We start from the raw sequence: 26,510 nt of genomic DNA, 5'->3' as shown, positions 1-26,510 counted from the left end.
AAGGCCGGCTACTCGGGCATGAACCTGCAGATCGCCGCCACCCTCGACGGAGTCCTCGTCGCGGTCGGCGAAGTCCCGATTCACGGCGCCCGCCACGACGCACATGCCTACGCCGCATCCGGGCTGGCGGAGCGTCTGCGCGATCTCCCGTCCGTCGCCGACCTCGGCTACATCGGCGTCGAGGGCATCAACACGGTCCCGCACAAGCGATCCCCCGGTATCGACCTCGACCCCAGCCAAGTCGAGTTCAACACCGCCCTCGGCAGAATCCGCGCAGCCGTCGAACACGCCATCGCGCACCTCAAAACATGGCGCATGCTCAGCGAAGAAGGTGGCCGATACCGCTACCCCATCAGCAAATACGAAAGCACAGTTGCGGCAATCGTAGGCCTCTACTTCTTTGCGGCTTATGAATAAGCCTCCGGGTTGGTGATGATCCTTGCCGCTGTCCGCTAGACAGCTTCCTAGATTTCCCACCGAGCAGTCGGCCCACGGCATCTTCTCGGACTGTTTAAGGAGGTCCTCGATCTCGTACTGCTCAGTGCGTGCAGTCCTGTCTAGTCCGTATGCGCGCTTTGGTGAAGCGTTGCTCCCCTCGCTGATTAACCGCCATGACCCTGAGTGTTGTGCGTAGATAGCCAACGCAGGTTCGCGGGGATTTTTGGTAAAAAATCCCCAACCTTGAGGGAGTAAGGAACGAATAGGTTCCAGCGCATTGATCGCAGTCTGGGGAAAGATGGGTGACGCTGGCAGGGCTGCAGCTGCATTGACTAACGCGAGCAGGAGTACTGCACTTAGCGCAATGCAGTGAGCGCGAGTGCGACTATTGGAGTCGGTCGTCCTCATAGAGCGAGGCGGTCGGCTGCTGCGGCAACGACCCGCTCGTTTTCGAGGCTGGCGTACTTTACTCCTGGACCGTAGAGAGCTTGCCAAGCGTACGCTACGGATGTGACTGCGAGAGAATTTTGCGCAACGACCCAGGAAACAGCCCCGACGTATGCCACGGCAACGCATACTGCCCCAACCGCGCCGCATCGAGAGGGCGTAGTTGCTTGAGCCCGAGTCTGGTTCTGAGCATGCTTGGAAACTGCGAAGCCCATCTCACGAAGAGCGGAATCAATGCGCAAGACATCGCCACTTGTTAACGCATGAGCGGTGCGCTCGTAGAGTCCTGGATCCGCCCGCTTCAGAAAGGCCAGACCATGAACGACATTCCGTTCGTGCTCGTCGGGAGAGATTCCGATAGAGGTCGGATCGAAAGTTGTATTGAGCTTGGTCGCAACGGGGCCGCTACCGAAAAATACTCCAGCGATAAGCTCGTCGGAGCTATACGTTAGATTTGGTTCATCGATTTTAACTGAAGCTGCGCTAGCGGAGCCAGCTGCGAGCAGACTCATGATTACAGCGATTGTTACAGATAGCACAAACCATGAGCAACGGCGCACGACGACCCTTTCGTTCCGGACCATGAGGTATCTAGCCCACACTTTGAGTAAGGGCTTAACTGTCAGCAAGCTACCCTTCCCTGTTTCGGGGGGGGCGGGGGTAGTGACGGATTGGAGTGAAACGACTACGAACTGTGATAATGAATGACGACTGGACCAATTCCCGGAGGCTTATCCACGCTGGTCATGGGGGCGCCGGTAAGGGAGTTGTCACCAGCCGCAAACGAGTCGATCATTGCTGGTCAGCGGGTTTATTTTCGGTGAGGTTGCGGTAGAGGGTGGCGCGGCTGACGCCGAACGCGGCTGCGATCTGGTCGGCGGTCTGGCCGGTGTCGAGGGCGGCCTGGGCCGCGGCGAGCTGGTTGGGGTCGAGTTTGCGGGGTCGGCCGGGCAGTTTGCCCGTGGCTGCGGTGGCCTCGCGGGCGTGGGCGGCGCGTTCGCGCATGAACACTCGTTCCATGTGTGCGAACAGCGCCAGTAGCGCGACGGCGAGTTCGGCCATCGGCGAGTCGTCGGTGGTGTCGATCGGGATCGGGTCCTTCAGGGTCTTGATCCCGATGCCCTGCTCGCGCAGCTCGTGCACGACGTTGAGGCATTCGCGCAGATTGCGGCCGAGTCGGTCGAGGTTGGTCGCGATGATCGTGTCGCCGGAGCGGGCGTAGCGGCGCAGCTCGGTGAAGCCGGGCCGGTCGATGGTGGCGCCGGTCTTCTTGTCGGTGTAGATCCGCTCGTCGGGTATGCCGTGGTGGCCCAGGGCGTCGAGCTGTCGTTCGAGGTCCTGGTGTGTGGTCGAGACGCGGGCGTAGCCCAGTTCCATCACGTCACCGTCCTGGCCTGGTCCCGGTCGGCATCCAGGGCGGCGGCGATCCGCGGGTCGGTAATGGCGGACTCGCCGGTCATGATCGTCTCGTTTCCTCCCGCAACTGTCTCATAAGTTTACCATGTGGCCGTGTTTCGAGGCGGTGTTTCGACGTTAGATTGTGAGACAGCGTGACCTGGGGTGATGTCGATGTCCGAACTCGCCTGCACGCTGTCGCGGAACCTTGGTTTCGAGACCGGCCAGTCAGCCGCTGGAGGCGGCGGCGGCCAGGCGAAGACGGGCGTCCATGTTCAGCCGCACCTCGCCGTAGGGCAGCACGTGCGCCCAGAACAGCGGCGTCAGCCCGCGCCGATCCTCAGCGGTGAGCGCGTCGTCCCACTCGGAGCCAGCGAGCAGGTCCTGGATCATCAGGGTGTTCACGTACACCAGGGCGGCCTGCAAGATCCGCAGGCACAGCACGCTCATCTCCTGCTCGTCGCGCCGGTTGGTGGCCAGGTCCCCGCCCTTGCCGTAGAAGATGACCGCGTTGGCCCGATTCCACGACTCGACCACGTTCAGGCCCTCGTGGATCTCTCGCTGGAGTGCCCGGCTGTGCAGGTAACGGGCCAAGAAGATGGTCTTTTGCGCCCGGCCCAGCTCGATCATCGCCTGGTAGGTCGGGTGCGCTGCGTTGGCCTTCATGAATCGCCGCAGGATCGCCTCGGTCGAGGCGGTGCCCACGCGGATCGCGGTGGCGTACTTGAGCATCTGGTCGTACTGCTCAGCGATGCGGTCCCACCGGACCGGGCGGGTCATCGCCGGTGCCAGACCCGGCCAGGCGTCTGGCTCGCCAGCAGCCGGGCGGTACAGCTTGACCTTGTTGATCCGCTTGATCCTCGGCAGCAGGTCGAACCCGAGCAGCTTCGTGATGCCGAACCCGATCTCGGACTGACCATGCGTGTCCACGTAATTGGCCTCGACCTGCATGTCGGTGCCATGCCGGATCGCGCCGTCGACCATCGCGTGCACCTCGGAGGCCGAGCAGTTCAGCCGCTGCGAGTGGATCACCACGGAGCCGCGCTCGACGTGCCAGTAGATCAGCACCCCTCGGCCGCCGTAGCGGGAGTGCCACTCGGTGAAGATGTTCTGGTCGAACGCGCCGAAGTGAGTCGAGTCGCTGGCCCCGTGGATCCGTCGCCCCACAGTGTCTGCTGGCGGGCGGCGAAGGTGGCGTTGGCGATCTCGATCGCGATCTGCCGCGCGGCCTCGGTGCTCAGGTAGCGGCGCCGGGCGTAGCGAATCTCGTCCTCGGAATGCCCGTGCTCGCCGCCGGCGACCGCACGGATGCCGGTGTTGGTGCCGTACCCGTAGATAGCCAGCAGCAACCGCTCGGCCAGCACGTGCTCGGGCAAGGTGCCGCGGTCGGCGACCGAGGTCACCGCCGACAGGCAGCCGGTGCGCAGCACCGCCTCCTTGAGCATGTCGATCAGCGGCACCGTGCCCCACCGGGCCTGCACAGCCTGCTTGAGCCGGCGCAGGTTGCGCGGCTCCGGCGAGGCCTCCAGCGGGGCCAGCTTGACCGCGCCAGCCGCGCGGTCGCTAATCGACAACCAATCGCAGCCCGGCAGGGCGGTGTGCAGGGCCTCCAGCTCGGCGCGCATCTCGGCTTGCAGGTCGGCGATGAACTGGCTGGGGTCCAGCGGCTTGCGCAGCGCCTGGTAGTGCTCGACGCGATGGTCCTCGAAATCGGTCGGAAGGTCTTCGGCCGGGTTGCGCCAGGTGTCCGCGCCGACGACCCAGATTTCCTTGCACCGCAACTGCTCGCGTAGCGCCTGGAAGGTGCACACCTCGTAGACCATGCGCACGACCCGTTGCCGGCGGCGCTTGTCGTCCTTGTAAACCAGCGCCTCCCAGTCCTCGCTCAGGCCGCGATGGACCGGGATGTGCTCGCCGGCCGGGTAGTAGTGCAGGTTCCCGGCGCTGGCGTAGCGGGTGATCAGCTCCAGCGCGTCGAGCACCGGCCGGTGGGTGGTGTTGTTGCTGCGGAACTCCAGCACGTCCAGCAGCTTGATCAGCCCAGTCCGGTAGTGGTTGGTGTAGGAGCCCTTCAGCGTGGCCTTCACGGTGCGCTGGTAGGTCGGCCCGGAGGACTTGAACTCCGCGATCAGGTCGGCCAGCACGGCCTGCGGCGCGACCGGGAACACGGTGTCGCGCACGAGCTGGTCGCCGGCGTTCACGGTCGCCTCGGCGACCCGGAACAGCAAGTTCTCCTTGCCGGTGACCCGCTTGAACTCCTTGATCAGCTCCTTGGTCACCCGGACCTCGGCGCGGGCGTTGATCCGGTGCACGGTGGAGATCAGCAGCTCGACCAGCGTGTCGGTGATCTCCCGTTCCCGGCAGTGCAACAACGCCGCCAGCAGGGCCAGCGTCACCTCAGGCGCGTGTCCGCGCAGGTGGCTGGGCGCCTCGACCGCCGCCCGCGCCCGCCAGGCGGCGACCACCTTCGGGGCGATGTCGGCGAACACGCCGGCTGACAGGCCGACCGCCCGTACCGCTTCCAGCTTGGCGATCTCGGTCAACATCGTGTTCAGGCTGACGTTGCCCGGATCGGACCGGATCGAGGCCAGCACCGCCGGCCCGTCACCGTCCCCGCCGGGTTGGCCGTCGTCATCGGCACCGGCCGCGACCAAGGCGAACAGCCGAACGCGCACCGCCTCGGATAAGCGGATCGCCACCCGTGCGAACAGCAGCTCCTCGCCGCGGTGCAGCGCCGAGCGCACGATCCGGTCGACGCGGCCGCCGGTGGGCGGCTCGATACGTTCCTCCCGGCACCGGTCCAGCAGCTGGTCACGGACACGTTCAGCGCCGCGCTCGGTCTGGGTGACGGTGGTGACCAGCCACTCGGTGAGCTTGTCGGCGTCGGCGACGCTGCACTCCCGGAACCCCAGTGTCCGGCGAATCTGGCTGCGATGGAACTCGATCGTGCGGCCGGACCAGTCGTAGAACGCCAGCTCGGTCACCGGCACACCGACCTGCCGGGCCACGTAGTCCACAGCGGCGTCGGGGATCTCGCTCCGGCTGCGGGGAAACCGGCCGTGCTCGGTGTAAAAGCGCAGCAACACCGCGAACCCGAGCCGCGTCGCGCCACGCTTGCCGGCCACCATCGCCAGCTCGGCCTCGACCAGCGTCCACCGATCGATCAGTTCGTCCTGACCCAGCTCACGCGCCACGCACGGACGCTACTCCCACCCCCCGGACACCGCCGCGACCAGAGATTCAGGGTCAAGCCCCCAGCGCTCGTTTGCGGCTGATGACACGATCCTTACCGGCACCCCTCATGGGCCGAGCGTCGATGCAGGCCAGCGCACCGTGAAGGTCAGGGCGCGGTCACGACACGCCGTCTATGAATAAGCCTCCCGGTAGAGCTGCCGCGCCTCCAGGGCCCTGCAGGGTTGTTAGATGATCTTGCGGCAAGCATCGACGGGCTACGCGATCGGGAGACTGCTCAGCCACTGGCGTCCGCCGCGTCGTGGCGTGCTGCTCGGACGGCGTTGGCGGAGCCCCCCGCTGCTGACGCCCGACTGAGACATCGCTCGGCCACTCGGCCTTGTGGCCCCTGATGGATGAGCATCCAGCGACCTACTACTAGGATGCTTTCTTACTAGTAGGCGCGGAAGCCAAGTCAGATGTTCCGCGCACGCGCAGAAGGAGAGCGCGTAGCTCCGCGCCCTGAAGCCGTTCCCCGCCCCGTCCGGAGGCCCCCGTGCCCCAGCTGCCCCCGACCCCCGCTGCGGGGGTCCCCCCGCCTGGTCCGGTCCCGGTGTCGGCGGCGGTGGAAGAAGTTCTGGCCGCGGCTGATCTGGATGCGTGGGAGGCCTGGGGCGAGCTGTGGCTTCCGCGTCGGCCGCTGGCGGCGGATGATCCATCTCGTGGGGTGTACCGGATGTCGCGGCGGCGGGCGCTTGCTCGTGAGCTGCTGGAGGCCAACTGCGCGGGGATGGTGAACCTGGTGGTGATCGACTGCGACGAGCCCGACGCCGAGCTGCGGGGCCTGTCGGCGCGCGACAGCCACGCGTTGCCGAACTTGATCATCAGCAATCCGGTCAACGGGCACGCCCACCTGGGGTGGGTGCTGGCCGAGCCGGTGACCACGACCGACTACGCCCGGCTCAAGCCGTTGAGCTACCTGACCTCGGTCCTGGAAGGGCTCCGCCGGGCCACGGGTGGGGACCGGGACTACGGCGGGCTGCTGACGAAGAACCCGTTCCACCCGCGCTGGAACGCCCATCACGTGCACTACCACCGCTACAGCCTCGACGAGCTCCACGCCCCCCTGGCGGCGTCGGGGTCGATGCCCGAGCCGGGCTGGATGCGCCGCAAAGCCCACCTGCTCGACCCGTCCGGGTCGGGTCGGAACTGCGCGTTGTTCACCACCGCGCGGCGGTGGGCCTACCGGGAGGTCCGCCACCACTTCGGCGACCCCGACGGGCTGGAAGCCGCGATCCGGGCCGGAGCGGCCGAGCGCAACCAGGCCTTCAGCGACCCGCTCCCGGCGGCGGAGGTGCGGGCGATCGCGGACTCGATCAGCCGCTGGATCCTGACCCGCTCCCGGCTCTGGCGGAACGGCCCCAAGGCCTACGAGGAGACCTTCCACGCCATCCAAACCGCACGCGGCCACAAGGGCGGCCTGCAGCGGGGGGCTGTGAGGACGTGGCAGTCCGGCCAGATTCGTGGCCGTGTGGAGCGGGAGGCGTTCGGATGGGAGCGCTGAACCCCCGCCGCCGCAAACGCACCGCCCGCGAAGTCGCCGAACGCGCCGGCGTCTCCGAACGCACCGTCCGCGCCATCGCCGCCGAACCCCGCCACGAGTACCTCGCCCGCGCCAAAGCCCGCCGCGCCCGCGTCACCGCCCTCCGCGACCAAGGACTCACCTACAAGCAGATCGCCGAAGTCACCGGCGAAACCCACGACATGGTCGGAAAGCTGCTCTCTGATGCGCGATGCCGAGGCGAGTGGGAAGTGCCCGCGCGATCCTCTGCCACTCCCGCTGCCACTCGGGTGCTGCGCGAGGCGTTCTAAGCCCTGAGAAGCCCTCAGCACCCCGGCAGGCTCTCTCCGGTCCAATCGGGCTCCAGACGAAGATTCGACACGCGTGCGGGCATCTGAGGGGCCTTAACGGGCATCCCAAGCGACGGGCGACCGGTCGCCCGTGACGGCTACCCGTGCCATTGCGTGTCCGCCGCCGTTGTCACGCACGGTGAGGTTTCGAGGGACGTCCCGAAACGGCCCTCAATCCGCACCAATCCGCACCATGCGTAACAGCAATGCTAACTGTGCAGGTCAGGTGGCGATTTTGGGTGGTGCGGATTGAGGGGGTGGTGCGGATCAATCCGCACCACCCCCTCAACGAAGACCGCGCTCCCGTGAGCCGGAGACCGCCCTGAACGTGGCGTGACCAGCTACGACGATGAGTCGGGAGACGATTCTGTGCGACTATCACGGTCTGTGATCAAATCTGGCGTGTAGCGCCGCCACGCGTCGGCGAACGAGTCGCGGTAGTAGCCCTTGACTTGTCCGAGTCCAGGGAACCGCATCTGTGTGGACTCGATCCGGTACTCCCGAAGCAGCTCCCCGAGTTTCTTTGCGGTGAGTCCTTCGCCGCGTGGTCCGTAGTCGGCCCACGGCGCCTCCGGATCGGCCCGGAGCTGCTGGAGGAGCCGCATCGTCGGCAACGCCTGCTCGTCCCCGAACGCTGCGTGGCAGTCGGCGAGCAGGCGGATGCGTTCGGAGCGGTCGTCCCCGGCGTCTTCGGCTTGCAACGCGAGGATCGCCTGGCGGGCTCGTTCGGGCCAGGGCCCGCCTGCGTGATCAGCGATGGCGATCAACGGCTCCCAGGTGTCCGCGGCGCGGTCCTCCACGGGCATAACCGGCTCAGCCGCTTCCAGGGCGGACAGGTCGTCGCGGAGCCAGCCGTGCAGGCGCTCAGCGAGCCGCTGAAGCTTCGGGCGGTCGCGGCGGTGCCGGTATGGGGCCACCTGTTCTCCGGGGGCTCTGCGTCGCATGTGAACCACGACGGCGCGGTCTTCGATGGTGTCGGGCATGCGTCCGATCCCGGCGAGGGCGGCCATCGCGAAGGTGGAGATGGATTCGACGCGGTTTTTGGCGAGGTCGTAGCGCTTCGCGGGCCGGTTGCGTTGGTGTCCGGCGTTGAGGAGTCCGCGGAGGTCTTCGTGGCCGGTGGCTGCGGGCCCGAAGATCGTGTCGGCCTCGTCGACGAGCATCGTGGGTGGGTCGGCGGTGATGGAGCGGTAGACCGCTGCCGGTGTGGCGTTGACGGTGATGAACGGCTGGTGGCACGCGCCTTCGACGACGTCGAGGAGGCGGGATTTCCCGCAGCGCTTCTCCGGCGCGCGCACGACCAGCCGTGGCGCGTGCGCCCAGGCGGGTTGGGCGTGGGTCGCGGCGATCCACAGCACCACGCCCACGACGGCGGCGTCGGAGGGCAGGGCGACGTAGCGGCGCAGCGCGGCCTCCAGGTCGTCGAGGATCACCGCCCCATGCCCGCCGCCGCTGGGGTGGTCGGATGGTGGCGGGGTGAAGGTGCCGGATTCGGAACCTTCGCCCTGACCTGCGGAAAGCTGGTCGTCGTGGGTGTTCACGTCGTCCTCCTGAAGGTGGTGGCGGCGGGTGCGGTGCTCGGGTGGTGTCGCCAGAGGCGTCCGGTCACCTCGGGCTCGTGCGGGTGCGGCACGAACCCGTCGGTGGGGGCGTAGGCGCGGAGTTCGGCGGCGGGATGGCTGTCCGGGTAGCGGCGTGAGGCGTCCTGCATGTCGGTGAGGTCGTCGGCCCAGTACCAGCGGCCCCGCCACGGCCCGTCGACCAGGACGGCGAGTTCGCGTCCGTCGGCGACCTGGGCAGCCAGCCGGGACCGTCGGTGCGCGGCGGGAAGGTGCTGCCGCGTCGCTTCCGGTCCTCGCCCGCTGGGGCGGGCTGCGGTCCGGGTCGACTTGCCCACGACCAGCTGCTCGCCTGCGGTGGTGGTCATGCCGCGTCCCCACGTGCCCACCGGGCGGGGTCGCCGTGGGGCGGATACCGGCGCCGCATCAACTCCGCGAGGGACGGCTGTCGGGAGAGCCCGGCAGCGGTGTAGGCGACCGAGACCTGCTTGCTGGCGTCGCGAAGGGCGGTCCAGCGGGCGTGGCGCAGGTCCGCGACCTCCACGCCCACGCGGGCGGCGACCAGTAGCGGCGCGGTCGGCTGGGCTCGTCCGAGGACGGCCGCGAGGACGGCCGGGTCGAGGTGTCCGATGACGTCCAGGGCCTCGGCCCGATCCGGATCGGGCAGACGCGGGACCGGGACTGCCAGGGCTCGACACGGGAGCGGGTCAGGTGTTGCCGGTGGTTCCGGCAGTTCAGGAGAGCGGTGACTGTGTGTGGTCATGGGGGCTCCTGTTTTCGGCATGGCGAAGGGGAGGGAGGGAGGCACCGAAGTGCCTTCTTCTCTGCGTGTGGGCGGGTTTCAGAGGGCCTGGGCGGGAGTGCTCCCCCGCTTCCCCTGTGACTGTTTGTGCTGGTGATGTGGGGGAAGAGGGCCGGGGGAGTGTCCGGGGAAACTTCCCCGCTCCCCCGGCCGCTCCCCTGGGTTAGAGGTCGTTCTCCCCCGTGCCGTGGTGCTCGTTTCGGTCACGGTGGGTGAGGGCGGTGTGGAGGTCGTCGGCGCGGACGACGGATTGGCCGTGAGACTTACGCGGCGGGATGTCGTGGGCGGCGAGGGCGGCGGCGAGTTCGGTGAAGCCCCAGTGCTCGTAGACGGTGCGGTTGTGTTCGACCAGGCGGGCGAGGACGAGCCGGGTCAGGACGCGGGGTTGCCCGCGCAGAGCCTCGGCGATATCGGCGAGGTGATCGACCGGGTCGGCCTCGGTGCCCGGTGCGTCCGCTGAGCTGGGGGCGAGCCCGGCCTCCTCACGCAGCTTCACCGCCCGCTCGACGATCGGTGTCAGCTCGTCGACGCCGTCGCCGCGTTGGATGTAGAAGCAGCGCATCAGCCCGTCCCGGCTGGTGAAGCCCGATGTCATGGCGGTGCCGAGGTCTCCGAGGTCGACGGTGCCGTCGGGGGCGATGCTCATGGGTTGCAGGGTGGTGGCGGTGATGCCTGCGGTGTGTTTGCCGGTGCCGAGGATGGCGTCGTTGCCCTGGTGGTCGCCGATGGCGAAGCACGCCCGGTTGGACAGGACCTTCGCCACCGCTCTAGGTAGGGACTCTTTCGAGGGGACTGGTGTCGCGAACAGGAACGTCACCCCGTACTTGCGGGCTTTCGCGACGATCTTGGCGACCAGCTCGGCGGCTTCGTCGCCGACGTCGGAGACGAACAGTTCCTGGCACTCGTCGATGACCACGACGCGGGGCCGCATGGACGGGTCGGCGGCGGCGAGTGCCCGGGTGAGCTTGGGTTCGCCTGCTGCGGACAGTTTCCGTCCGCGTTCGGACAGCTCGGACATGAGCTGTTTGAGGCCGTTGAGGACGGTGGGGACCTCGTCGGGGTCGTCGGAGACGAACAGCGTCCGGGCGACCGGGGCGAAGGGGTCGTAGTCGGCGTTGTGGGCCATGCAGTAGATGTCGATCTCGACGAGTGGGTCGAGGATGGCTCCGGCGAGGACGTTGATGATCAGGGTGGACTTCCCGGAGCCCATCATCCCGGCGATGCCCCAGTTCGTCTCGAACAGTCGTCCGTTGACCAGGTCAGCGCGGGGGGTGACGCCGACGGGGACACCGCGGAAGTAGTCGGTGGTCCCGTCGTGCAGCAGCGGCCAGGGCGCGACCGGTTTCGTCAGTGAGCCTTGGTCGGCGACCCACAGGTCCAGCATGCCGGGGTGGTCGCGGGCTTCGGTGGGCCACACCTCCACCGGCAACCTCAGGAGGTTGTGGGCGAGGACGTCTTTGCGCTTGTTGAGCATCTCGACGGTGACGCCCTCAGGCAGGAGGAACTGGCAGTGCCAGCCCTTCCCGTCGTGGACGGGTGGGAGGTTCCAGCGTGGTCTCCAGCCCTGCTTGAACTTGGCGTTGAGTGCGCTCAGGCCGAGGTTGCGTAGGGCGTTGACCACGGCGCTTTCGTCGACGATCACACCCCGCCCGGTGCTGGTCTCGACGTCGTCGGTGGGTGGTGCGGTCCAGGTGGGTGCTTCGGTGCGGGCGCGGCCGAGTGCCCACAGCCCGAGCACCGCCCCGGCCGCGGCGAGGGTGGCGATCACGGTGGCGTAGACGGTCACGAACATGACCACCCAGGCGACCGCGTCGATCATGGCGGTGATGGGGGCGATGACCAGGGAGATGTCTTTCGCGGCGATGGCGAGGACGGCGCCGAGGCCAAGGAGCATCCCGAGCGCGATCAGCGCGCCGACCCCGGCAGCGCGGGCCCAGGCGAGGGGCGCGTTGATCCAGTCCATGACCCGCCCATGACGGCGGGCCTTTTCGGCGGTGTCGCGGGCCTCCCATTCCAGGAGCCGGTCCTGGTCGCCGGCGATTTCGGCGGCGCGCATCTGCCGCTCATACCGGGAGGTGCCGTGGGTGTCGCGCCACCGCTGGATGAGGACTCCGGCGCCGGAGAACACGAACCACGTGTTCCTGACCAGCGCTTTCGTGCTGGTGACGGTGACCGGGTGGGTCGCGGCGGCGAGGGCGCTCCGGCCTGCGGTGTGTAGGTCGGAGCGGTAGAGGTCCCGCCGCGACACCACCACGTCCGTTCCCGGCGTCGAGGCGCTGTCTGTCTGCGGGCCGCATGCCTGGTCGACGATCTCGCCCTCGATGACGACCGAGGACTCGGTGTCGGAGTTGTCGGGCCGGTGGTGCAGGGTGATGACTGGCGCCAGCCTCTCCCCTGATGACGCGTGGTGGGCTGGGCTGGCGCCGCCAGCCCCCTTCTCCTGGCCGTCGTGGCGGTTGTGGTCGTCGTTGTTCATCGCGTGCCTCCGGCGGTCTCGTCGCGGAGCTGGCGGGCGCGGGCGGCCGAGCAGCGCAGCGTCCGGCGGATGGATTCGGCCGAGCCGGGGTCGACCCGGCCCTCGTCGACCGCGGCCCGGAGCTGGTCGCGAAGATCATCCAGGCTGCGGGGAGTCGACCCGGTTTCAAGATCATGGTCGGGGTCGACTCCGCCCCTCGACGATGATCTTGGGTGGGTCGACTGTCGCAGGTCAGCCCTCGACTCCTGATCCGACTCTTCTGGTGTGCGGTCGAGGACGGCGAGGCCGCCCCCATGATCATCGTCGAGGTGGGAGTCGAGGTCGGAGTCGAGGCAGTCGAGGTCCGGGTCGTCCTCGTAGTCGAGGTCGTCGGTGAGGCGGGAGCCGACGCATCCGGCGCCTTCGACGAGGGCGGCCAGTGCCCAGTCCCAGTCATCGGCGCGGCCGATGGCGACCGGTGCGACCGGTGCTGCGGGGTGGTCCGGGATGGTGGTCGCGGCCAGGGCCCGGCGGTGGACCTGGTAGGTCCCGGGCCGGTAGACCAGGGCCGCGGTGCCTTCGGTGTCGATGGTTGCTGCCGCGTCGCCGATGGCGAGGCGTCGTGCGCGGTCGGTCTTCGCTTCCACCAGTGCGGACAGGCGCGCCGTGCGGCGCTCGGCCCGCGAGCGGGGCGCCCCGGCCAAGGTGAGCTGGTGTGCAGCGACCCCGGCGATCGAGACGACCGCCATGACGATCCCGGCGGTCCAGCCTTGGTCGAGGCCGTGGAGGAGGTTCATCGAGGCCGCGACCAGGGAGAACAGCACCACCCCGGCCTGCAACCCGACCACGGGGCGGTCCGGTGCTTGGTGTCGGGAGGCGACGACGGCGATAGCGAAGGCCCACATGCCCAGTTCGGTGATCCCAGCCAGGAGCACACCGCCCGGGCCGTAGATGGTTTGTCCGTAGGCGGCCATCGCCGGAGCGGCCAGAGCGAAGGACAGGAACGCGATCGGGTAGATCAGCAACTCGACCACGTGGGCAGAAGCCCAGGTCAGGACCTTGGCCAGGGCGTCGGCGCGGGCCTGACGCTGCTCGGCCCGGCGCCGTTCAGCCGCATCGCGGTCGGCTTGGGCGCGGTCGCGGCGGGCGTTCTGCTCGGTGATCCGCCGCTGTGCGGCGGCGTCGGCGGCTTCGCGTGCGAGGCGGGCGTCCAGAGCGCGGCCTTCACGTCGCTCGGCCGCCCGGGTCGCAGCCCACGAGTGGTTCGTGGTGGTCATGCTCCGGCCCTCCCCTTGTCCTGCTGACCAGCTGAAACCCGCTCAGCGGGCGACTCAGGGCCGTCGGAGGCGTCGTCTGCGGCAGGCAACTCGCCCCGGGGAGTTGAGGTCGGGACGGCTCGGCGGAGCTGCCGGAGGCGCAGCTCAGCGGCAGCCCACCAGCCGGTCACGAAGCCGAGCGGCGCGGCGAACCACCAGGTCAGGCCCAGCGTCGCCCCGGCCAGGGCGGTGACGACAGCGGTCTCGACCAGCCGGTCCCGGACCGCCGTGACGGCATGGTGAAGCAGCGCGGTCATGCCACCTCACCGCCCTGACCAGCGGAAACGGCCACGGGACGTCGGGGCGGAAGCGTCAGCAGGTGACCTGCGGACGCCCCGTCAGGCAGGTCGTCGGCTGGAGCGGGGTCGCGGAGGAGGTCGCCGTAGCGGCGGTCGATGACCCGCTCGGTCAGACCATCCGGGCACCACGAGAAGCCCTGGTCAGCGCCGGGATCAGGGTCACTGTCGGGGGAGTCTGGAAGAAAAGTTCCACCCACCGGTGGAGACGTGCAGACGCCAAGGGCAGCATAGCCCACAGCCGATCACCTTCTAGTCAAGGTCGTTCGGTTAGGTCGCCGCCCCGGAGTCCAATCCTGGGCGGTGACCGCAACCCCGCCGGGCTGGCGGGACCGCTCCCTCAAGCAAGACACGACACCGCACGGGCTGTCAAGCACCGACCTCGACCGGCCTGCCCACCGCTCTCTCACGCCTCAGGTCGATTACGGAACGTGACGACTGGCCCTCGAGGGCCGTCTGGTCGCCGTTTCCGCTGGTCGAGCCGCATTCAGGGCGGTCTCCGGCTCACGGGAGCGCGGTCTTCGTTGAGGGGGTGGTGCGGATTGATCCGCACCACCCCTTCAATCCGCACCACCCAAAATCGCCACCTGACCTGCACAGTTAGCATTGCTGTTACGCATGGTGCGGATTGGTGCGGATTGAAGGCCGTTTCGGGACATCCCCCGAAATCTCACTCTGCGTGACGGAGCGAGGCCGAAGGGAGCCGCCCGCCGAAGCACTCGGTTTCCGACTGCGCGTGGTTGCGTTTCCGGCGTTGTAGGCTGCGGGGCCCCGCGGGCGCCCGGAGCGAAAGTTCCACGCGGTTTTGGTGTCTTTTCATTTGCGGTTTTCGCTCTTATTGTTATGGTCGGGCGCCTCTTGCTGTCGGAGGAAACAGAGTGGCGACTTTTTCGGTGTTCACGCTGCTGGAGATGCGACATCAGAGGGTGTCACAGGATGGGTTAGCATTTGCCTGCGCGGCGTTTTGGTGCGTACAGGAGCAGGGTGTCTGCCCGATGCGCGGCCCGGCGGGTGCGGGGGCCGCCGCGCTGTCGTTGGGGTTGTGCAACCTCGGGGTTGTCGGCCTGGGATGGGCCCAGTAAATCCCGAGAGGAGCTTTGTTACTCCCGAGTGAGCCGAAGATCGTTTTCGGGGCCGTCTTCTGGGCTTACCCCTGAGTGTTCTCGGGTCGATTATTGCTGTTACCTGCTATTATGTGAATGGCGAGGTGAGTGCCGGTGGGTCGGGCTGGCGCCCGACACCTCGACCACCCTGCTTCGCTGACGGCCGGTCGAGGTGTCGGGCGCCAGCCCGACCCACCGGCAGGTGGTGGCGGAGCAGTCATGATCGTCAGTACGTAGTTCTAAGCTTTGAAAAGGGCAAGGTCAAGGTCAACAGACTGTGGCTGGGGTGGGTGGCTGGGTTGTTTTGGGCGTTTCTGTGGCGTGGGTGGGTTGTTCGCCTCGCTGCGTATCGTCGTGATCGTCCCTCTCAAGTTTGTTGGGTGACATGTCGTGCGGTGATCTCGCTGAGGGGGAGGGGTGTTTCCACCTCGCTGAGTATCGGTGAGTATCGGTGAGGGAAATGTTTTTCGGGTGGGTTGTGTGAGTTTCGGTGAAAGGGGCTGAGTGTGGTGGTGCGGGCGAGGCGTGTGGATGCTGGGGTGGTGCGGCAGACGGCGCGGGATGCGGCGGTGTTGGAGGTGTTGGCGCAGCAGTACGGGTTGCCGCAGGACGTGTTGGCGTCGGTGTTGGGGGTGTCGTTGTCGCGGGCGTCGGGTTTGGTGTCGCGGTGGAAGCAGGCGGGGTGGGCGCGGGCGGGGCAGATCGATGGTGGTGCGCGGTGGGTGTGGCCGTCGCGGGTGATGGCGCGGGAGTTGCTGGGGTGGGACCCGGGGCCGTGGATGCCGCGTCCGGGGTGCGTGGCGCATGTGCGTGCGGTGGGGGCGTTGCGGTTGCACCGGGTCGGTTTGGATGTGGGGCGGTGGGAGTCGCATCGGGCGTTGGCGCATCAGGCGGCAGAGATGGCTCGTGCGGCGCAGGCGATGCGGTCGGTGCATGTCCCGGACGGGGTTCAGGTGATGCGGGATGGGCGTCGGTTGTTGGTGCAGGTGGAGCTGTCGTTGCGGGCTCGGTCGGTGTATCTGGAACCGGCGCCGACAGACGGTCGCGCGGATTGGCCGCAGGGTTTGCTTGCGGATGTGGCGTCGCGGGCGCGGGAGCTGGAGTGCATGGGTGTGGTGTGGTGGTGTCCGCCGCAGGTGGTGGCGCCGTTGGAGGCGGTGATGTCGGAGTTCGCGGCCCGTTCTTCGGTGCGCCGGGCGCGGTCGGGTGCGGTGCTCCCGGCGGGTCTGCGGTGGGCGGTGAAGAGCCTGGCCGAGGTGCCGTGCTGGCGGCCTGGCCCGTCGTGAGTGGCCTGCCGCTGCGGTCGGGGGGCAGGTCAACCCGAACTGGTTACGAGTCTGGGAGCCCTTGGTGCCCGACCTTCCAAGCGATGATCATGAGAATGATAATGGCGGAGTCAGCGGCCAGCGTTGTCGTTAGAATCAGCCATTCGCTTGATCCGTCCAGCAAAATTATTGCGCCGCCAGTAAAGAAGGCCACAGCGGACGAAACCCAAGTCAGCGGAGCGGCGCGTCGGTGCACATGAATCCAGGCTGATTCCGATGACAGAGAACGAGTCCCCCGAAATCCGATCCAGTGATTTCGTGGGAGTCGCCCGCGCCCCCCACGGTAGGCTATAATCCCTTGAATGATGGCGACTATCAAGTGAGACGCCCCTAGGGCGACCTGCACAGACAAAGGGACGACCCCTCCGGTTTCGTGTCGCATCTGCCTACTCCTTGACCGCCATTATTGGTTGAGTGAAACTTAAAGTTTTGGCACGCATAGTCGTCTTTCGACTAGGCCAGACAGGAGGGTCGCCTGGGCGAAGCAGATACATAATCAGCAATCCGCCCATGATGCAGGAAAATCCCGGGAGCCCCATAAGCAAAGCGATGAATCCGTGGAGCGCAATTCCTAAAGCGAGAGCCAGCATTCTGATTTTTTGGCGAGCCATTAAGCAGCAAGCGATCCCGAATTCAATAGCCAGGGTTCCCCATGTCGCTGCCTGCACCGCGATCGCTGACGAAAGAACCGTACGTACTGCATCCGAAATATAATTTGGCGGAGAAAAAGAACTTTCTACGCCACTGAGCCAGTACCAAACAGCAGTCCCGTTCTTCCACTCCTCCCCTGCGAGTTTGCTAAGGCTTGCATGAAAGTATATAAACGATGCCTGGAGCCATATCGAGTATAGGCTGATCCGCGCTGCGATCAGGGCAAGTCGCCTCTCAATGACCACTTCTGGCTGATCATTCCAGTGCCATCTGCGCCCATCGCAGAGGCAAATCGGAATTATGAGGAGAGTTATAACTGCGGCTACTTGGTCTCCGCCATCGAAGACGTTGCTGGAGGAATAGAAGCTGACGCTAACGTACCAATGAACTAGGCACGTGTAGCGCGGCCGCCATCCGGAAGCCACGATTAGGAGAGTTGCTACCGCTACCCATCGAGTCGGCTCAAGCCACTCATTAGGAACGACACAGAAGAGACTTATTTCCCCAGCGAAGTTCTCGCACACTCGGCCCGTCGGGCGGGCTGCACTTACATAGAAGAGATATTCTATGGGAGTCGCCATGAGGGCGGCGGTAGTTCCAATTGCAATGAGAGTGCGACCGAATCCTAGCGCTGAACAGAACGGATTATCGCCCTTGCCGCGCTGTGTTAGATCAAGAGTATGTGTCATTGGGGCGCTCGTTTGATGGAACTGCATGAACTCGTTAGTAGCTTGTAGCGAGACGGCTGAGCGAGAAGGTGGTTTGCCCAGGCCCATGGCACCGGATCGGTGGTGACTAGCGCGATGTTCCCACAGAAGCGAGGATGTTCAGACGCGAGACTAACGGGGGGCTTATTCACAAGGGAGTAATTCTGTTGATCTGCGGAAGCCGTCACCGGCGATTTTGTCTCGATACCGGCACGGCGGTGTGTCGCGCTTGAAGTGCAACAGCCCTTGCCGGTTTGTTCGGTGTTCCCAGGCATCGAACGAGGATCGGCGAAGAGCTGTTGCGATTCAAAGCTATGACAGGGTTGGACGATAGACAACTCACCGATCTGGTGGTGAGAGTACACGCCCGATGCGGCGGCAAGTTCGTTTCTGCAGGTAGGCCTGTTGCGTTGGGCTTGTTCCGGTCAGTGGCCATGGTGGTGACGCTGATGCGCAAGAACGTGACCCAGGACTTCGCGGGCGCGATCTTCGGGGTCAGCCAGTCCACGGTCAGTCGCCGCTGGGACCTGCTGCGCCCGGTGATCGGCGAGGTCCTCGCCGACGTCGTGCCCGACCCGCGGGAGGTCCTCGGAGGCGGAACAGTGCTGGTCGATGGCACCGTGTGCCCGACGTGGGACTGGAACGCAGTGTCCGACCTGTTCTCGGTCAAGGCCGGCTACTCGGGCATGAACCTGCAGATCGCCGCCACCCTCGACGGAGTCCTCGTCGCGGTCGGCGAAGTCCCGATTCACGGCGCCCGCCACGACGCACATGCCTACGCCGCATCCGGGCTGGCGGAGCGTCTGCGCGATCTCCCGTCCGTCGCCGACCTCGGCTACATCGGCGTCGAGGGCATCAACACGGTCCCGCACAAGCGATCCCCCGGTATCGACCTCGACCCCAGCCAAGTCGAGTTCAACACCGCCCTCGGCAGAATCCGCGCAGCCGTCGAACACGCCATCGCGCACCTCAAAACATGGCGCATGCTCAGCGAAGAAGGTGGCCGATACCGCTACCCCATCAGCAAATACGAAAGCACAGTTGCGGCAATCGTAGGCCTCTACTTCTTTGCGGCTTATGAATAAGCCTCCGGGTTGGTGATGATCCTTGCCGCTGTCCGCTAGACAGCTTCCTAGATTTCCCACCGAGCAGTCGGCCCACGGCATCTTCTCGGACTGTTTAAGGAGGTCCTCGATCTCGTACTGCTCAGTGCGTGCAGTCCTGTCTAGTCCGTATGCGCGCTTTGGTGAAGCGTTGCTCCCCTCGCTGATTAACCGCCATGACCCTGAGTGTTGTGCGTAGATAGCCAACGCAGGTTCGCGGGGATTTTTGGTAAAAAATCCCCAACCTTGAGGGAGTAAGGAACGAATAGGTTCCAGCGCATTGATCGCAGTCTGGGGAAAGATGGGTGACGCTGGCAGGGCTGCAGCTGCATTGACTAACGCGAGCAGGAGTACTGCACTTAGCGCAATGCAGTGAGCGCGAGTGCGACTATTGGAGTCGGTCGTCCTCATAGAGCGAGGCGGTCGGCTGCTGCGGCAACGACCCGCTCGTTTTCGAGGCTGGCGTACTTTACTCCTGGACCGTAGAGAGCTTGCCAAGCGTACGCTACGGATGTGACTGCGAGAGAATTTTGCGCAACGACCCAGGAAACAGCCCCGACGTATGCCACGGCAACGCATACTGCCCCAACCGCGCCGCATCGAGAGGGCGTAGTTGCTTGAGCCCGAGTCTGGTTCTGAGCATGCTTGGAAACTGCGAAGCCCATCTCACGAAGAGCGGAATCAATGCGCAAGACATCGCCACTTGTTAACGCATGAGCGGTGCGCTCGTAGAGTCCTGGATCCGCCCGCTTCAGAAAGGCCAGACCATGAACGACATTCCGTTCGTGCTCGTCGGGAGAGATTCCGATAGAGGTCGGATCGAAAGTTGTATTGAGCTTGGTCGCAACGGGGCCGCTACCGAAAAATACTCCAGCGATAAGCTCGTCGGAGCTATACGTTAGATTTGGTTCATCGATTTTAACTGAAGCTGCGCTAGCGGAGCCAGCTGCGAGCAGACTCATGATTACAGCGATTGTTACAGATAGCACAAACCATGAGCAACGGCGCACGACGACCCTTTCGTTCCGGACCATGAGGTATCTAGCCCACACTTTGAGTAAGGGCTTAACTGTCAGCAAGCTACCCTTCCCTGTTTCGGGGGGGGGCGGGGGTAGTGACGGATTGGAGTGAAACGACTACGAACTGTGATAATGAATGACGACTGGACCAATTCCCGGAGGCTTATCCACGCTGGTCATGGGGGCGCCGGTAAGGGAGTTGTCACCAGCCGCAAACGAGTCGATCATTGCTGGTCAGCGGGTTTATTTTCGGTGAGGTTGCGGTAGAGGGTGGCGCGGCTGACGCCGAACGCGGCTGCGATCTGGTCGGCGGTCTGGCCGGTGTCGAGGGCGGCCTGGGCCGCGGCGAGCTGGTTGGGGTCGAGTTTGCGGGGTCGGCCGGGCAGTTTGCCCGTGGCTGCGGTGGCCTCGCGGGCGTGGGCGGCGCGTTCGCGCATGAACACTCGTTCCATGTGTGCGAACAGCGCCAGTAGCGCGACGGCGAGTTCGGCCATCGGCGAGTCGTCGGTGGTGTCGATCGGGATCGGGTCCTTCAGGGTCTTGATCCCGATGCCCTGCTCGCGCAGCTCGTGCACGACGTTGAGGCATTCGCGCAGATTGCGGCCGAGTCGGTCGAGGTTGGTCGCGATGATCGTGTCGCCGGAGCGGGCGTAGCGGCGCAGCTCGGTGAAGCCGGGCCGGTCGATGGTGGCGCCGGTCTTCTTGTCGGTGTAGATCCGCTCGTCGGGTATGCCGTGGTGGCCCAGGGCGTCGAGCTGTCGTTCGAGGTCCTGGTGTGTGGTCGAGACGCGGGCGTAGCCCAGTTCCATCACGTCACCGTCCTGGCCTGGTCCCGGTCGGCATCCAGGGCGGCGGCGATCCGCGGGTCGGTAATGGCGGACTCGCCGGTCATGATCGTCTCGTTTCCTCCCGCAACTGTCTCATAAGTTTACCATGTGGCCGTGTTTCGAGGCGGTGTTTCGACGTTAGATTGTGAGACAGCGTGACCTGGGGTGATGTCGATGTCCGAACTCGCCTGCACGCTGTCGCGGAACCTTGGTTTCGAGACCGGCCAGTCAGCCGCTGGAGGCGGCGGCGGCCAGGCGAAGACGGGCGTCCATGTTCAGCCGCACCTCGCCGTAGGGCAGCACGTGCGCCCAGAACAGCGGCGTCAGCCCGCGCCGATCCTCAGCGGTGAGCGCGTCGTCCCACTCGGAGCCAGCGAGCAGGTCCTGGATCATCAGGGTGTTCACGTACACCAGGGCGGCCTGCAAGATCCGCAGGCACAGCACGCTCATCTCCTGCTCGTCGCGCCGGTTGGTGGCCAGGTCCCCGCCCTTGCCGTAGAAGATGACCGCGTTGGCCCGATTCCACGACTCGACCACGTTCAGGCCCTCGTGGATCTCTCGCTGGAGTGCCCGGCTGTGCAGGTAACGGGCCAAGAAGATGGTCTTTTGCGCCCGGCCCAGCTCGATCATCGCCTGGTAGGTCGGGTGCGCTGCGTTGGCCTTCATGAATCGCCGCAGGATCGCCTCGGTCGAGGCGGTGCCCACGCGGATCGCGGTGGCGTACTTGAGCATCTGGTCGTACTGCTCAGCGATGCGGTCCCACCGGACCGGGCGGGTCATCGCCGGTGCCAGACCCGGCCAGGCGTCTGGCTCGCCAGCAGCCGGGCGGTACAGCTTGACCTTGTTGATCCGCTTGATCCTCGGCAGCAGGTCGAACCCGAGCAGCTTCGTGATGCCGAACCCGATCTCGGACTGACCATGCGTGTCCACGTAATTGGCCTCGACCTGCATGTCGGTGCCATGCCGGATCGCGCCGTCGACCATCGCGTGCACCTCGGAGGCCGAGCAGTTCAGCCGCTGCGAGTGGATCACCACGGAGCCGCGCTCGACGTGCCAGTAGATCAGCACCCCTCGGCCGCCGTAGCGGGAGTGCCACTCGGTGAAGATGTTCTGGTCGAACGCGCCGAAGTGAGTCGAGTCGCTGGCCCCGTGGATCCGTCGCCCCACAGTGTCTGCTGGCGGGCGGCGAAGGTGGCGTTGGCGATCTCGATCGCGATCTGCCGCGCGGCCTCGGTGCTCAGGTAGCGGCGCCGGGCGTAGCGAATCTCGTCCTCGGAATGCCCGTGCTCGCCGCCGGCGACCGCACGGATGCCGGTGTTGGTGCCGTACCCGTAGATAGCCAGCAGCAACCGCTCGGCCAGCACGTGCTCGGGCAAGGTGCCGCGGTCGGCGACCGAGGTCACCGCCGACAGGCAGCCGGTGCGCAGCACCGCCTCCTTGAGCATGTCGATCAGCGGCACCGTGCCCCACCGGGCCTGCACAGCCTGCTTGAGCCGGCGCAGGTTGCGCGGCTCCGGCGAGGCCTCCAGCGGGGCCAGCTTGACCGCGCCAGCCGCGCGGTCGCTAATCGACAACCAATCGCAGCCCGGCAGGGCGGTGTGCAGGGCCTCCAGCTCGGCGCGCATCTCGGCTTGCAGGTCGGCGATGAACTGGCTGGGGTCCAGCGGCTTGCGCAGCGCCTGGTAGTGCTCGACGCGATGGTCCTCGAAATCGGTCGGAAGGTCTTCGGCCGGGTTGCGCCAGGTGTCCGCGCCGACGACCCAGATTTCCTTGCACCGCAACTGCTCGCGTAGCGCCTGGAAGGTGCACACCTCGTAGACCATGCGCACGACCCGTTGCCGGCGGCGCTTGTCGTCCTTGTAAACCAGCGCCTCCCAGTCCTCGCTCAGGCCGCGATGGACCGGGATGTGCTCGCCGGCCGGGTAGTAGTGCAGGTTCCCGGCGCTGGCGTAGCGGGTGATCAGCTCCAGCGCGTCGAGCACCGGCCGGTGGGTGGTGTTGTTGCTGCGGAACTCCAGCACGTCCAGCAGCTTGATCAGCCCAGTCCGGTAGTGGTTGGTGTAGGAGCCCTTCAGCGTGGCCTTCACGGTGCGCTGGTAGGTCGGCCCGGAGGACTTGAACTCCGCGATCAGGTCGGCCAGCACGGCCTGCGGCGCGACCGGGAACACGGTGTCGCGCACGAGCTGGTCGCCGGCGTTCACGGTCGCCTCGGCGACCCGGAACAGCAAGTTCTCCTTGCCGGTGACCCGCTTGAACTCCTTGATCAGCTCCTTGGTCACCCGGACCTCGGCGCGGGCGTTGATCCGGTGCACGGTGGAGATCAGCAGCTCGACCAGCGTGTCGGTGATCTCCCGTTCCCGGCAGTGCAACAACGCCGCCAGCAGGGCCAGCGTCACCTCAGGCGCGTGTCCGCGCAGGTGGCTGGGCGCCTCGACCGCCGCCCGCGCCCGCCAGGCGGCGACCACCTTCGGGGCGATGTCGGCGAACACGCCGGCTGACAGGCCGACCGCCCGTACCGCTTCCAGCTTGGCGATCTCGGTCAACATCGTGTTCAGGCTGACGTTGCCCGGATCGGACCGGATCGAGGCCAGCACCGCCGGCCCGTCACCGTCCCCGCCGGGTTGGCCGTCGTCATCGGCACCGGCCGCGACCAAGGCGAACAGCCGAACGCGCACCGCCTCGGATAAGCGGATCGCCACCCGTGCGAACAGCAGCTCCTCGCCGCGGTGCAGCGCCGAGCGCACGATCCGGTCGACGCGGCCGCCGGTGGGCGGCTCGATACGTTCCTCCCGGCACCGGTCCAGCAGCTGGTCACGGACACGTTCAGCGCCGCGCTCGGTCTGGGTGACGGTGGTGACCAGCCACTCGGTGAGCTTGTCGGCGTCGGCGACGCTGCACTCCCGGAACCCCAGTGTCCGGCGAATCTGGCTGCGATGGAACTCGATCGTGCGGCCGGACCAGTCGTAGAACGCCAGCTCGGTCACCGGCACACCGACCTGCCGGGCCACGTAGTCCACAGCGGCGTCGGGGATCTCGCTCCGGCTGCGGGGAAACCGGCCGTGCTCGGTGTAAAAGCGCAGCAACACCGCGAACCCGAGCCGCGTCGCGCCACGCTTGCCGGCCACCATCGCCAGCTCGGCCTCGACCAGCGTCCACCGATCGATCAGTTCGTCCTGACCCAGCTCACGCGCCACGCACGGACGCTACTCCCACCCCCCGGACACCGCCGCGACCAGAGATTCAGGGTCAAGCCCCCAGCGCTCGTTTGCGGCTGATGACACGATCCTTACCGGCACCCCTCATGGGCCGAGCGTCGATGCAGGCCAGCGCACCGTGAAGGTCAGGGCGCGGTCACGACACGCCGTCTATGAATAAGCCTCCCGGTAGAGCTGCCGCGCCTCCAGGGCCCTGCAGGGTTGTTAGATGATCTTGCGGCAAGCATCGACGGGCTACGCGATCGGGAGACTGCTCAGCCACTGGCGTCCGCCGCGTCGTGGCGTGCTGCTCGGACGGCGTTGGCGGAGCCCCCCGCTGCTGACGCCCGACTGAGACATCGCTCGGCCACTCGGCCTTGTGGCCCCTGATGGATGAGCATCCAGCGACCTACTACTAGGATGCTTTCTTACTAGTAGGCGCGGAAGCCAAGTCAGATGTTCCGCGCACGCGCAGAAGGAGAGCGCGTAGCTCCGCGCCCTGAAGCCGTTCCCCGCCCCGTCCGGAGGCCCCCGTGCCCCAGCTGCCCCCGACCCCCGCTGCGGGGGTCCCCCCGCCTGGTCCGGTCCCGGTGTCGGCGGCGGTGGAAGAAGTTCTGGCCGCGGCTGATCTGGATGCGTGGGAGGCCTGGGGCGAGCTGTGGCTTCCGCGTCGGCCGCTGGCGGCGGATGATCCATCTCGTGGGGTGTACCGGATGTCGCGGCGGCGGGCGCTTGCTCGTGAGCTGCTGGAGGCCAACTGCGCGGGGATGGTGAACCTGGTGGTGATCGACTGCGACGAGCCCGACGCCGAGCTGCGGGGCCTGTCGGCGCGCGACAGCCACGCGTTGCCGAACTTGATCATCAGCAATCCGGTCAACGGGCACGCCCACCTGGGGTGGGTGCTGGCCGAGCCGGTGACCACGACCGACTACGCCCGGCTCAAGCCGTTGAGCTACCTGACCTCGGTCCTGGAAGGGCTCCGCCGGGCCACGGGTGGGGACCGGGACTACGGCGGGCTGCTGACGAAGAACCCGTTCCACCCGCGCTGGAACGCCCATCACGTGCACTACCACCGCTACAGCCTCGACGAGCTCCACGCCCCCCTGGCGGCGTCGGGGTCGATGCCCGAGCCGGGCTGGATGCGCCGCAAAGCCCACCTGCTCGACCCGTCCGGGTCGGGTCGGAACTGCGCGTTGTTCACCACCGCGCGGCGGTGGGCCTACCGGGAGGTCCGCCACCACTTCGGCGACCCCGACGGGCTGGAAGCCGCGATCCGGGCCGGAGCGGCCGAGCGCAACCAGGCCTTCAGCGACCCGCTCCCGGCGGCGGAGGTGCGGGCGATCGCGGACTCGATCAGCCGCTGGATCCTGACCCGCTCCCGGCTCTGGCGGAACGGCCCCAAGGCCTACGAGGAGACCTTCCACGCCATCCAAACCGCACGCGGCCACAAGGGCGGCCTGCAGCGGGGGGCTGTGAGGACGTGGCAGTCCGGCCAGATTCGTGGCCGTGTGGAGCGGGAGGCGTTCGGATGGGAGCGCTGAACCCCCGCCGCCGCAAACGCACCGCCCGCGAAGTCGCCGAACGCGCCGGCGTCTCCGAACGCACCGTCCGCGCCATCGCCGCCGAACCCCGCCACGAGTACCTCGCCCGCGCCAAAGCCCGCCGCGCCCGCGTCACCGCCCTCCGCGACCAAGGACTCACCTACAAGCAGATCGCCGAAGTCACCGGCGAAACCCACGACATGGTCGGAAAGCTGCTCTCTGATGCGCGATGCCGAGGCGAGTGGGAAGTGCCCGCGCGATCCTCTGCCACTCCCGCTGCCACTCGGGTGCTGCGCGAGGCGTTCTAAGCCCTGAGAAGCCCTCAGCACCCCGGCAGGCTCTCTCCGGTCCAATCGGGCTCCAGACGAAGATTCGACACGCGTGCGGGCATCTGAGGGGCCTTAACGGGCATCCCAAGCGACGGGCGACCGGTCGCCCGTGACGGCTACCCGTGCCATTGCGTGTCCGCCGCCGTTGTCACGCACGGTGAGGTTTCGAGGGACGTCCCGAAACGGCCCTCAATCCGCACCAATCCGCACCATGCGTAACAGCAATGCTAACTGTGCAGGTCAGGTGGCGATTTTGGGTGGTGCGGATTGAGGGGGTGGTGCGGATCAATCCGCACCACCCCCTCAACGAAGACCGCGCTCCCGTGAGCCGGAGACCGCCCTGAACGTGGCGTGACCAGCTACGACGATGAGTCGGGAGACGATTCTGTGCGACTATCACGGTCTGTGATCAAATCTGGCGTGTAGCGCCGCCACGCGTCGGCGAACGACGTCGCGGTAGTAGCCCTTGACTTGTCCGAGTCCAGGGAACCGCATCTGTGTGGACTCGATCCGGTACTCCCGAAGCAGCTCCCCGAGTTTCTTTGCGGTGAGTCCTTCGCCGCGTGGTCCGTAGTCGGCCCACGGCGCCTCCGGATCGGCCCGGAGCTGCTGGAGGAGCCGCATCGTCGGCAACGCCTGCTCGTCCCCGAACGCTGCGTGGCAGTCGGCGAGCAGGCGGATGCGTTCGGAGCGGTCGTCCCCGGCGTCTTCGGCTTGCAACGCGGAGGATCGCCTGGCGGGCTCGTTCGGGCCAGGGCCCGCCTGCGTGATCAGCGATGGCGATCAACGGCTCCCAGGTGTCCGCGCGCGGCGCGGTCCTCCACGGGCATAACCGGCTCAGCCGCTTCCAGGGCGGACAGGTCGTCGCGGAGCCAGCCGTGCAGGCGCTCAGCGAGCCGCTGAAGCTTCGGGCGGTCGCGG

18 protein-coding genes and 6 pseudogenes are annotated in these 26,510 nt (G+C 66.6%); 7 read left to right on the top strand and 17 right to left on the bottom strand.

From position 1 onward, the window contains the following. Window positions 1-417, top strand: a 417-nt coding sequence (locus KPL57_RS22435; protein ID WP_226353059.1) for a transposase family protein, incomplete at its 5' end; no start/stop codon positions are given. A 39-nt stretch (window positions 418-456) separates the two neighbouring features. Here the strand turns inward: KPL57_RS22435 and KPL57_RS72555 are convergent. The 3 genes and pseudogenes from KPL57_RS72555 to KPL57_RS22420 form a co-directional block, all read right to left on the bottom strand. Continuing rightward, window positions 457-846, bottom strand: a pseudogene (locus tag KPL57_RS72555) (SdpA family antimicrobial peptide system protein); the annotation flags it as partial. 831 nt (window positions 847-1,677) lie between these two features. Continuing rightward, on the bottom strand, window positions 1,678-2,262 hold the full coding sequence (locus tag KPL57_RS22425; protein WP_226351775.1) for a recombinase family protein: 585 nt from the start codon (window positions 2,260-2,262) through the stop codon (window positions 1,678-1,680). A gap of 246 nt (window positions 2,263-2,508) precedes the next feature. Next, window positions 2,509-5,408: pseudogene (locus KPL57_RS22420) on the bottom strand (Tn3 family transposase). A 779-nt stretch (window positions 5,409-6,187) separates the two neighbouring features. Between KPL57_RS22420 and KPL57_RS22415 the strand changes: the two are divergent. Both KPL57_RS22415 and KPL57_RS22410 read left to right on the top strand, forming a co-directional pair. Next, entirely contained in the window at window positions 6,188-7,015 is an 828-nt protein-coding gene (locus tag KPL57_RS22415; protein ID WP_226353051.1) for a replication initiation protein, read from the top strand. Continuing rightward, window positions 7,003-7,323 carry a hypothetical protein gene (locus tag KPL57_RS22410; protein WP_226353050.1) on the top strand — a complete coding sequence of 107 codons (321 nt, stop codon included), beginning with the start codon at window positions 7,003-7,005 and terminating at the stop codon, window positions 7,321-7,323. The genes KPL57_RS22415 and KPL57_RS22410 overlap by 13 nt, the downstream gene beginning before the upstream one ends. Before the next feature lie 380 nt (window positions 7,324-7,703). Here KPL57_RS22410 and KPL57_RS22405 read toward each other — a convergent pair whose 3' ends face one another. The 6 genes from KPL57_RS22405 to KPL57_RS22380 all read right to left on the bottom strand — a co-directional run bounded on the left by KPL57_RS22405 (window position 7,704) and on the right by KPL57_RS22380 (window position 13,751). After that, window positions 7,704-8,903 carry a DUF3631 domain-containing protein gene (locus KPL57_RS22405; RefSeq protein ID WP_226353058.1) on the bottom strand — a complete coding sequence of 400 codons (1,200 nt, stop codon included), beginning with the start codon at window positions 8,901-8,903 and terminating at the stop codon, window positions 7,704-7,706. Next, the gene (locus KPL57_RS22400; RefSeq protein ID WP_226353057.1) at window positions 8,900-9,289 is read right to left on the bottom strand and encodes a hypothetical protein; all 390 of its coding nucleotides are present in this window, start codon (window positions 9,287-9,289) and stop codon (window positions 8,900-8,902) included. Before KPL57_RS22400 ends, KPL57_RS22405 begins: the two co-directional genes overlap by 4 nt. Continuing rightward, on the bottom strand, window positions 9,286-9,684 hold the full coding sequence (locus tag KPL57_RS22395; RefSeq protein WP_226353056.1) for a hypothetical protein: 399 nt from the start codon (window positions 9,682-9,684) through the stop codon (window positions 9,286-9,288). Before KPL57_RS22395 ends, KPL57_RS22400 begins: the two co-directional genes overlap by 4 nt. A gap of 202 nt (window positions 9,685-9,886) precedes the next feature. Further along, window positions 9,887-12,199, bottom strand: a complete 2,313-nt coding sequence (locus KPL57_RS22390; protein WP_226353055.1) for a cell division protein FtsK — start codon at window positions 12,197-12,199, stop codon at window positions 9,887-9,889. After that, window positions 12,196-13,455, bottom strand: a complete 1,260-nt coding sequence (locus KPL57_RS22385; protein WP_226353054.1) for a hypothetical protein — start codon at window positions 13,453-13,455, stop codon at window positions 12,196-12,198. Before KPL57_RS22385 ends, KPL57_RS22390 begins: the two co-directional genes overlap by 4 nt. After that, a complete protein-coding gene (locus tag KPL57_RS22380) occupies window positions 13,452-13,751 on the bottom strand; it encodes a hypothetical protein (RefSeq protein WP_226353053.1) in 300 nt (99 codons plus the stop codon). Before KPL57_RS22380 ends, KPL57_RS22385 begins: the two co-directional genes overlap by 4 nt. 1,681 nt (window positions 13,752-15,432) lie before the next feature. Here KPL57_RS22380 and KPL57_RS67010 point away from each other — a divergent pair. Then, window positions 15,433-16,179, top strand: coding sequence for a hypothetical protein (locus tag KPL57_RS67010; protein ID WP_264198403.1), 747 nt, complete (start codon window positions 15,433-15,435; stop codon window positions 16,177-16,179). Between the two features lie 43 nt (window positions 16,180-16,222). On the opposite strand, the gene KPL57_RS72550 is transcribed toward KPL57_RS67010, so the two are convergent. Both KPL57_RS72550 and KPL57_RS72545 read right to left on the bottom strand, forming a co-directional pair. Continuing rightward, complete coding sequence (locus tag KPL57_RS72550; protein WP_226353052.1) at window positions 16,223-16,600, bottom strand: SdpI family protein; 378 nt, start codon at window positions 16,598-16,600, stop codon at window positions 16,223-16,225. A gap of 4 nt (window positions 16,601-16,604) precedes the next feature. Further along, window positions 16,605-17,558: a sporulation-delaying protein SdpB family protein gene (locus KPL57_RS72545; RefSeq protein ID WP_226353061.1), complete on the bottom strand. Its 954-nt coding sequence runs from the start codon at window positions 17,556-17,558 to the stop codon at window positions 16,605-16,607. Between the two features lie 452 nt (window positions 17,559-18,010). Between KPL57_RS72545 and KPL57_RS22355 the strand changes: the two genes are divergently transcribed. Further along, window positions 18,011-18,661 (top strand): transposase, encoded by a 651-nt coding sequence (locus KPL57_RS22355; RefSeq protein WP_226351147.1) that lies wholly within the window; start codon window positions 18,011-18,013, stop codon window positions 18,659-18,661. Window positions 18,662-18,700: 39 nt separating this feature from the next. Here KPL57_RS22355 and KPL57_RS72540 read toward each other — a convergent pair. The 3 genes and pseudogenes from KPL57_RS72540 to KPL57_RS22340 form a co-directional block, all read right to left on the bottom strand. Then, a pseudogene (locus tag KPL57_RS72540) lies at window positions 18,701-19,090 on the bottom strand (SdpA family antimicrobial peptide system protein); the annotation flags it as partial. An 832-nt stretch (window positions 19,091-19,922) separates the two neighbouring features. Continuing rightward, window positions 19,923-20,507: a recombinase family protein gene (locus KPL57_RS22345; RefSeq protein WP_226351775.1), complete on the bottom strand. Its 585-nt coding sequence runs from the start codon at window positions 20,505-20,507 to the stop codon at window positions 19,923-19,925. Between the two features lie 246 nt (window positions 20,508-20,753). After that, window positions 20,754-23,653: pseudogene (locus KPL57_RS22340) on the bottom strand (Tn3 family transposase). A 779-nt stretch (window positions 23,654-24,432) separates the two neighbouring features. Between KPL57_RS22340 and KPL57_RS22335 the strand changes: the two are divergent. Beyond that, window positions 24,433-25,260 carry a replication initiation protein gene (locus KPL57_RS22335; RefSeq protein WP_226353051.1) on the top strand — a complete coding sequence of 276 codons (828 nt, stop codon included), beginning with the start codon at window positions 24,433-24,435 and terminating at the stop codon, window positions 25,258-25,260. Then, entirely contained in the window at window positions 25,248-25,568 is a 321-nt protein-coding gene (locus KPL57_RS22330; protein WP_226353050.1) for a hypothetical protein, read from the top strand. Before KPL57_RS22335 ends, KPL57_RS22330 begins: the two co-directional genes overlap by 13 nt. Before the next feature lie 417 nt (window positions 25,569-25,985). Here KPL57_RS22330 and KPL57_RS22325 read toward each other — a convergent pair whose 3' ends face one another. The 3 genes and pseudogenes from KPL57_RS22325 to KPL57_RS72530 all read right to left on the bottom strand — a co-directional run. Then, window positions 25,986-26,309, bottom strand: a complete 324-nt coding sequence (locus KPL57_RS22325; RefSeq protein ID WP_264198401.1) for a DUF3631 domain-containing protein — start codon at window positions 26,307-26,309, stop codon at window positions 25,986-25,988. Between the two features lie 25 nt (window positions 26,310-26,334). Continuing rightward, window positions 26,335-26,430 (bottom strand): annotated as a pseudogene (locus KPL57_RS72535) (DUF3631 domain-containing protein); the annotation flags it as partial. Further along, a pseudogene (locus tag KPL57_RS72530) lies at window positions 26,414-26,510 on the bottom strand (hypothetical protein); the annotation flags it as partial. The pseudogenes KPL57_RS72530 and KPL57_RS72535, both read right to left, overlap by 17 nt.

Source organism: Pseudonocardia sp. ICBG601 (assembly GCF_020496245.1).
This window is presented reverse-complemented; position numbering and strand designations above follow the sequence as displayed.

What these genes read in the sequence shown, in the direction of transcription:
- KPL57_RS22425 (WP_226351775.1), bottom strand. Translation starts at nt 2,262, where the DNA reads ATGGAACTGGGCTACGCCCGCGTCTCGACCACACACCAGGACCTCGAA.
- KPL57_RS22415 (WP_226353051.1), top strand. Translation starts at nt 6,188, where the DNA reads ATGTCGCGGCGGCGGGCGCTTGCTCGTGAGCTGCTGGAGGCCAACTGC.
- KPL57_RS22410 (WP_226353050.1), top strand. Translation starts at nt 7,003, where the DNA reads ATGGGAGCGCTGAACCCCCGCCGCCGCAAACGCACCGCCCGCGAAGTC.
- KPL57_RS22400 (WP_226353057.1), bottom strand. Translation starts at nt 9,289, where the DNA reads ATGACCACCACCGCAGGCGAGCAGCTGGTCGTGGGCAAGTCGACCCGG.
- KPL57_RS22395 (WP_226353056.1), bottom strand. Translation starts at nt 9,684, where the DNA reads ATGACCACACACAGTCACCGCTCTCCTGAACTGCCGGAACCACCGGCA.
- KPL57_RS22390 (WP_226353055.1), bottom strand. Translation starts at nt 12,199, where the DNA reads ATGAACAACGACGACCACAACCGCCACGACGGCCAGGAGAAGGGGGCT.
- KPL57_RS22385 (WP_226353054.1), bottom strand. Translation starts at nt 13,455, where the DNA reads ATGACCACCACGAACCACTCGTGGGCTGCGACCCGGGCGGCCGAGCGA.
- KPL57_RS22380 (WP_226353053.1), bottom strand. Translation starts at nt 13,751, where the DNA reads ATGACCGCGCTGCTTCACCATGCCGTCACGGCGGTCCGGGACCGGCTG.
- KPL57_RS72550 (WP_226353052.1), bottom strand. Translation starts at nt 16,600, where the DNA reads ATGCGACACGAAACCGGAGGGGTCGTCCCTTTGTCTGTGCAGGTCGCC.
- KPL57_RS72545 (WP_226353061.1), bottom strand. Translation starts at nt 17,558, where the DNA reads ATGACACATACTCTTGATCTAACACAGCGCGGCAAGGGCGATAATCCG.
- KPL57_RS22355 (WP_226351147.1), top strand. Translation starts at nt 18,011, where the DNA reads ATGGTGGTGACGCTGATGCGCAAGAACGTGACCCAGGACTTCGCGGGC.
- KPL57_RS22345 (WP_226351775.1), bottom strand. Translation starts at nt 20,507, where the DNA reads ATGGAACTGGGCTACGCCCGCGTCTCGACCACACACCAGGACCTCGAA.
- KPL57_RS22335 (WP_226353051.1), top strand. Translation starts at nt 24,433, where the DNA reads ATGTCGCGGCGGCGGGCGCTTGCTCGTGAGCTGCTGGAGGCCAACTGC.
- KPL57_RS22330 (WP_226353050.1), top strand. Translation starts at nt 25,248, where the DNA reads ATGGGAGCGCTGAACCCCCGCCGCCGCAAACGCACCGCCCGCGAAGTC.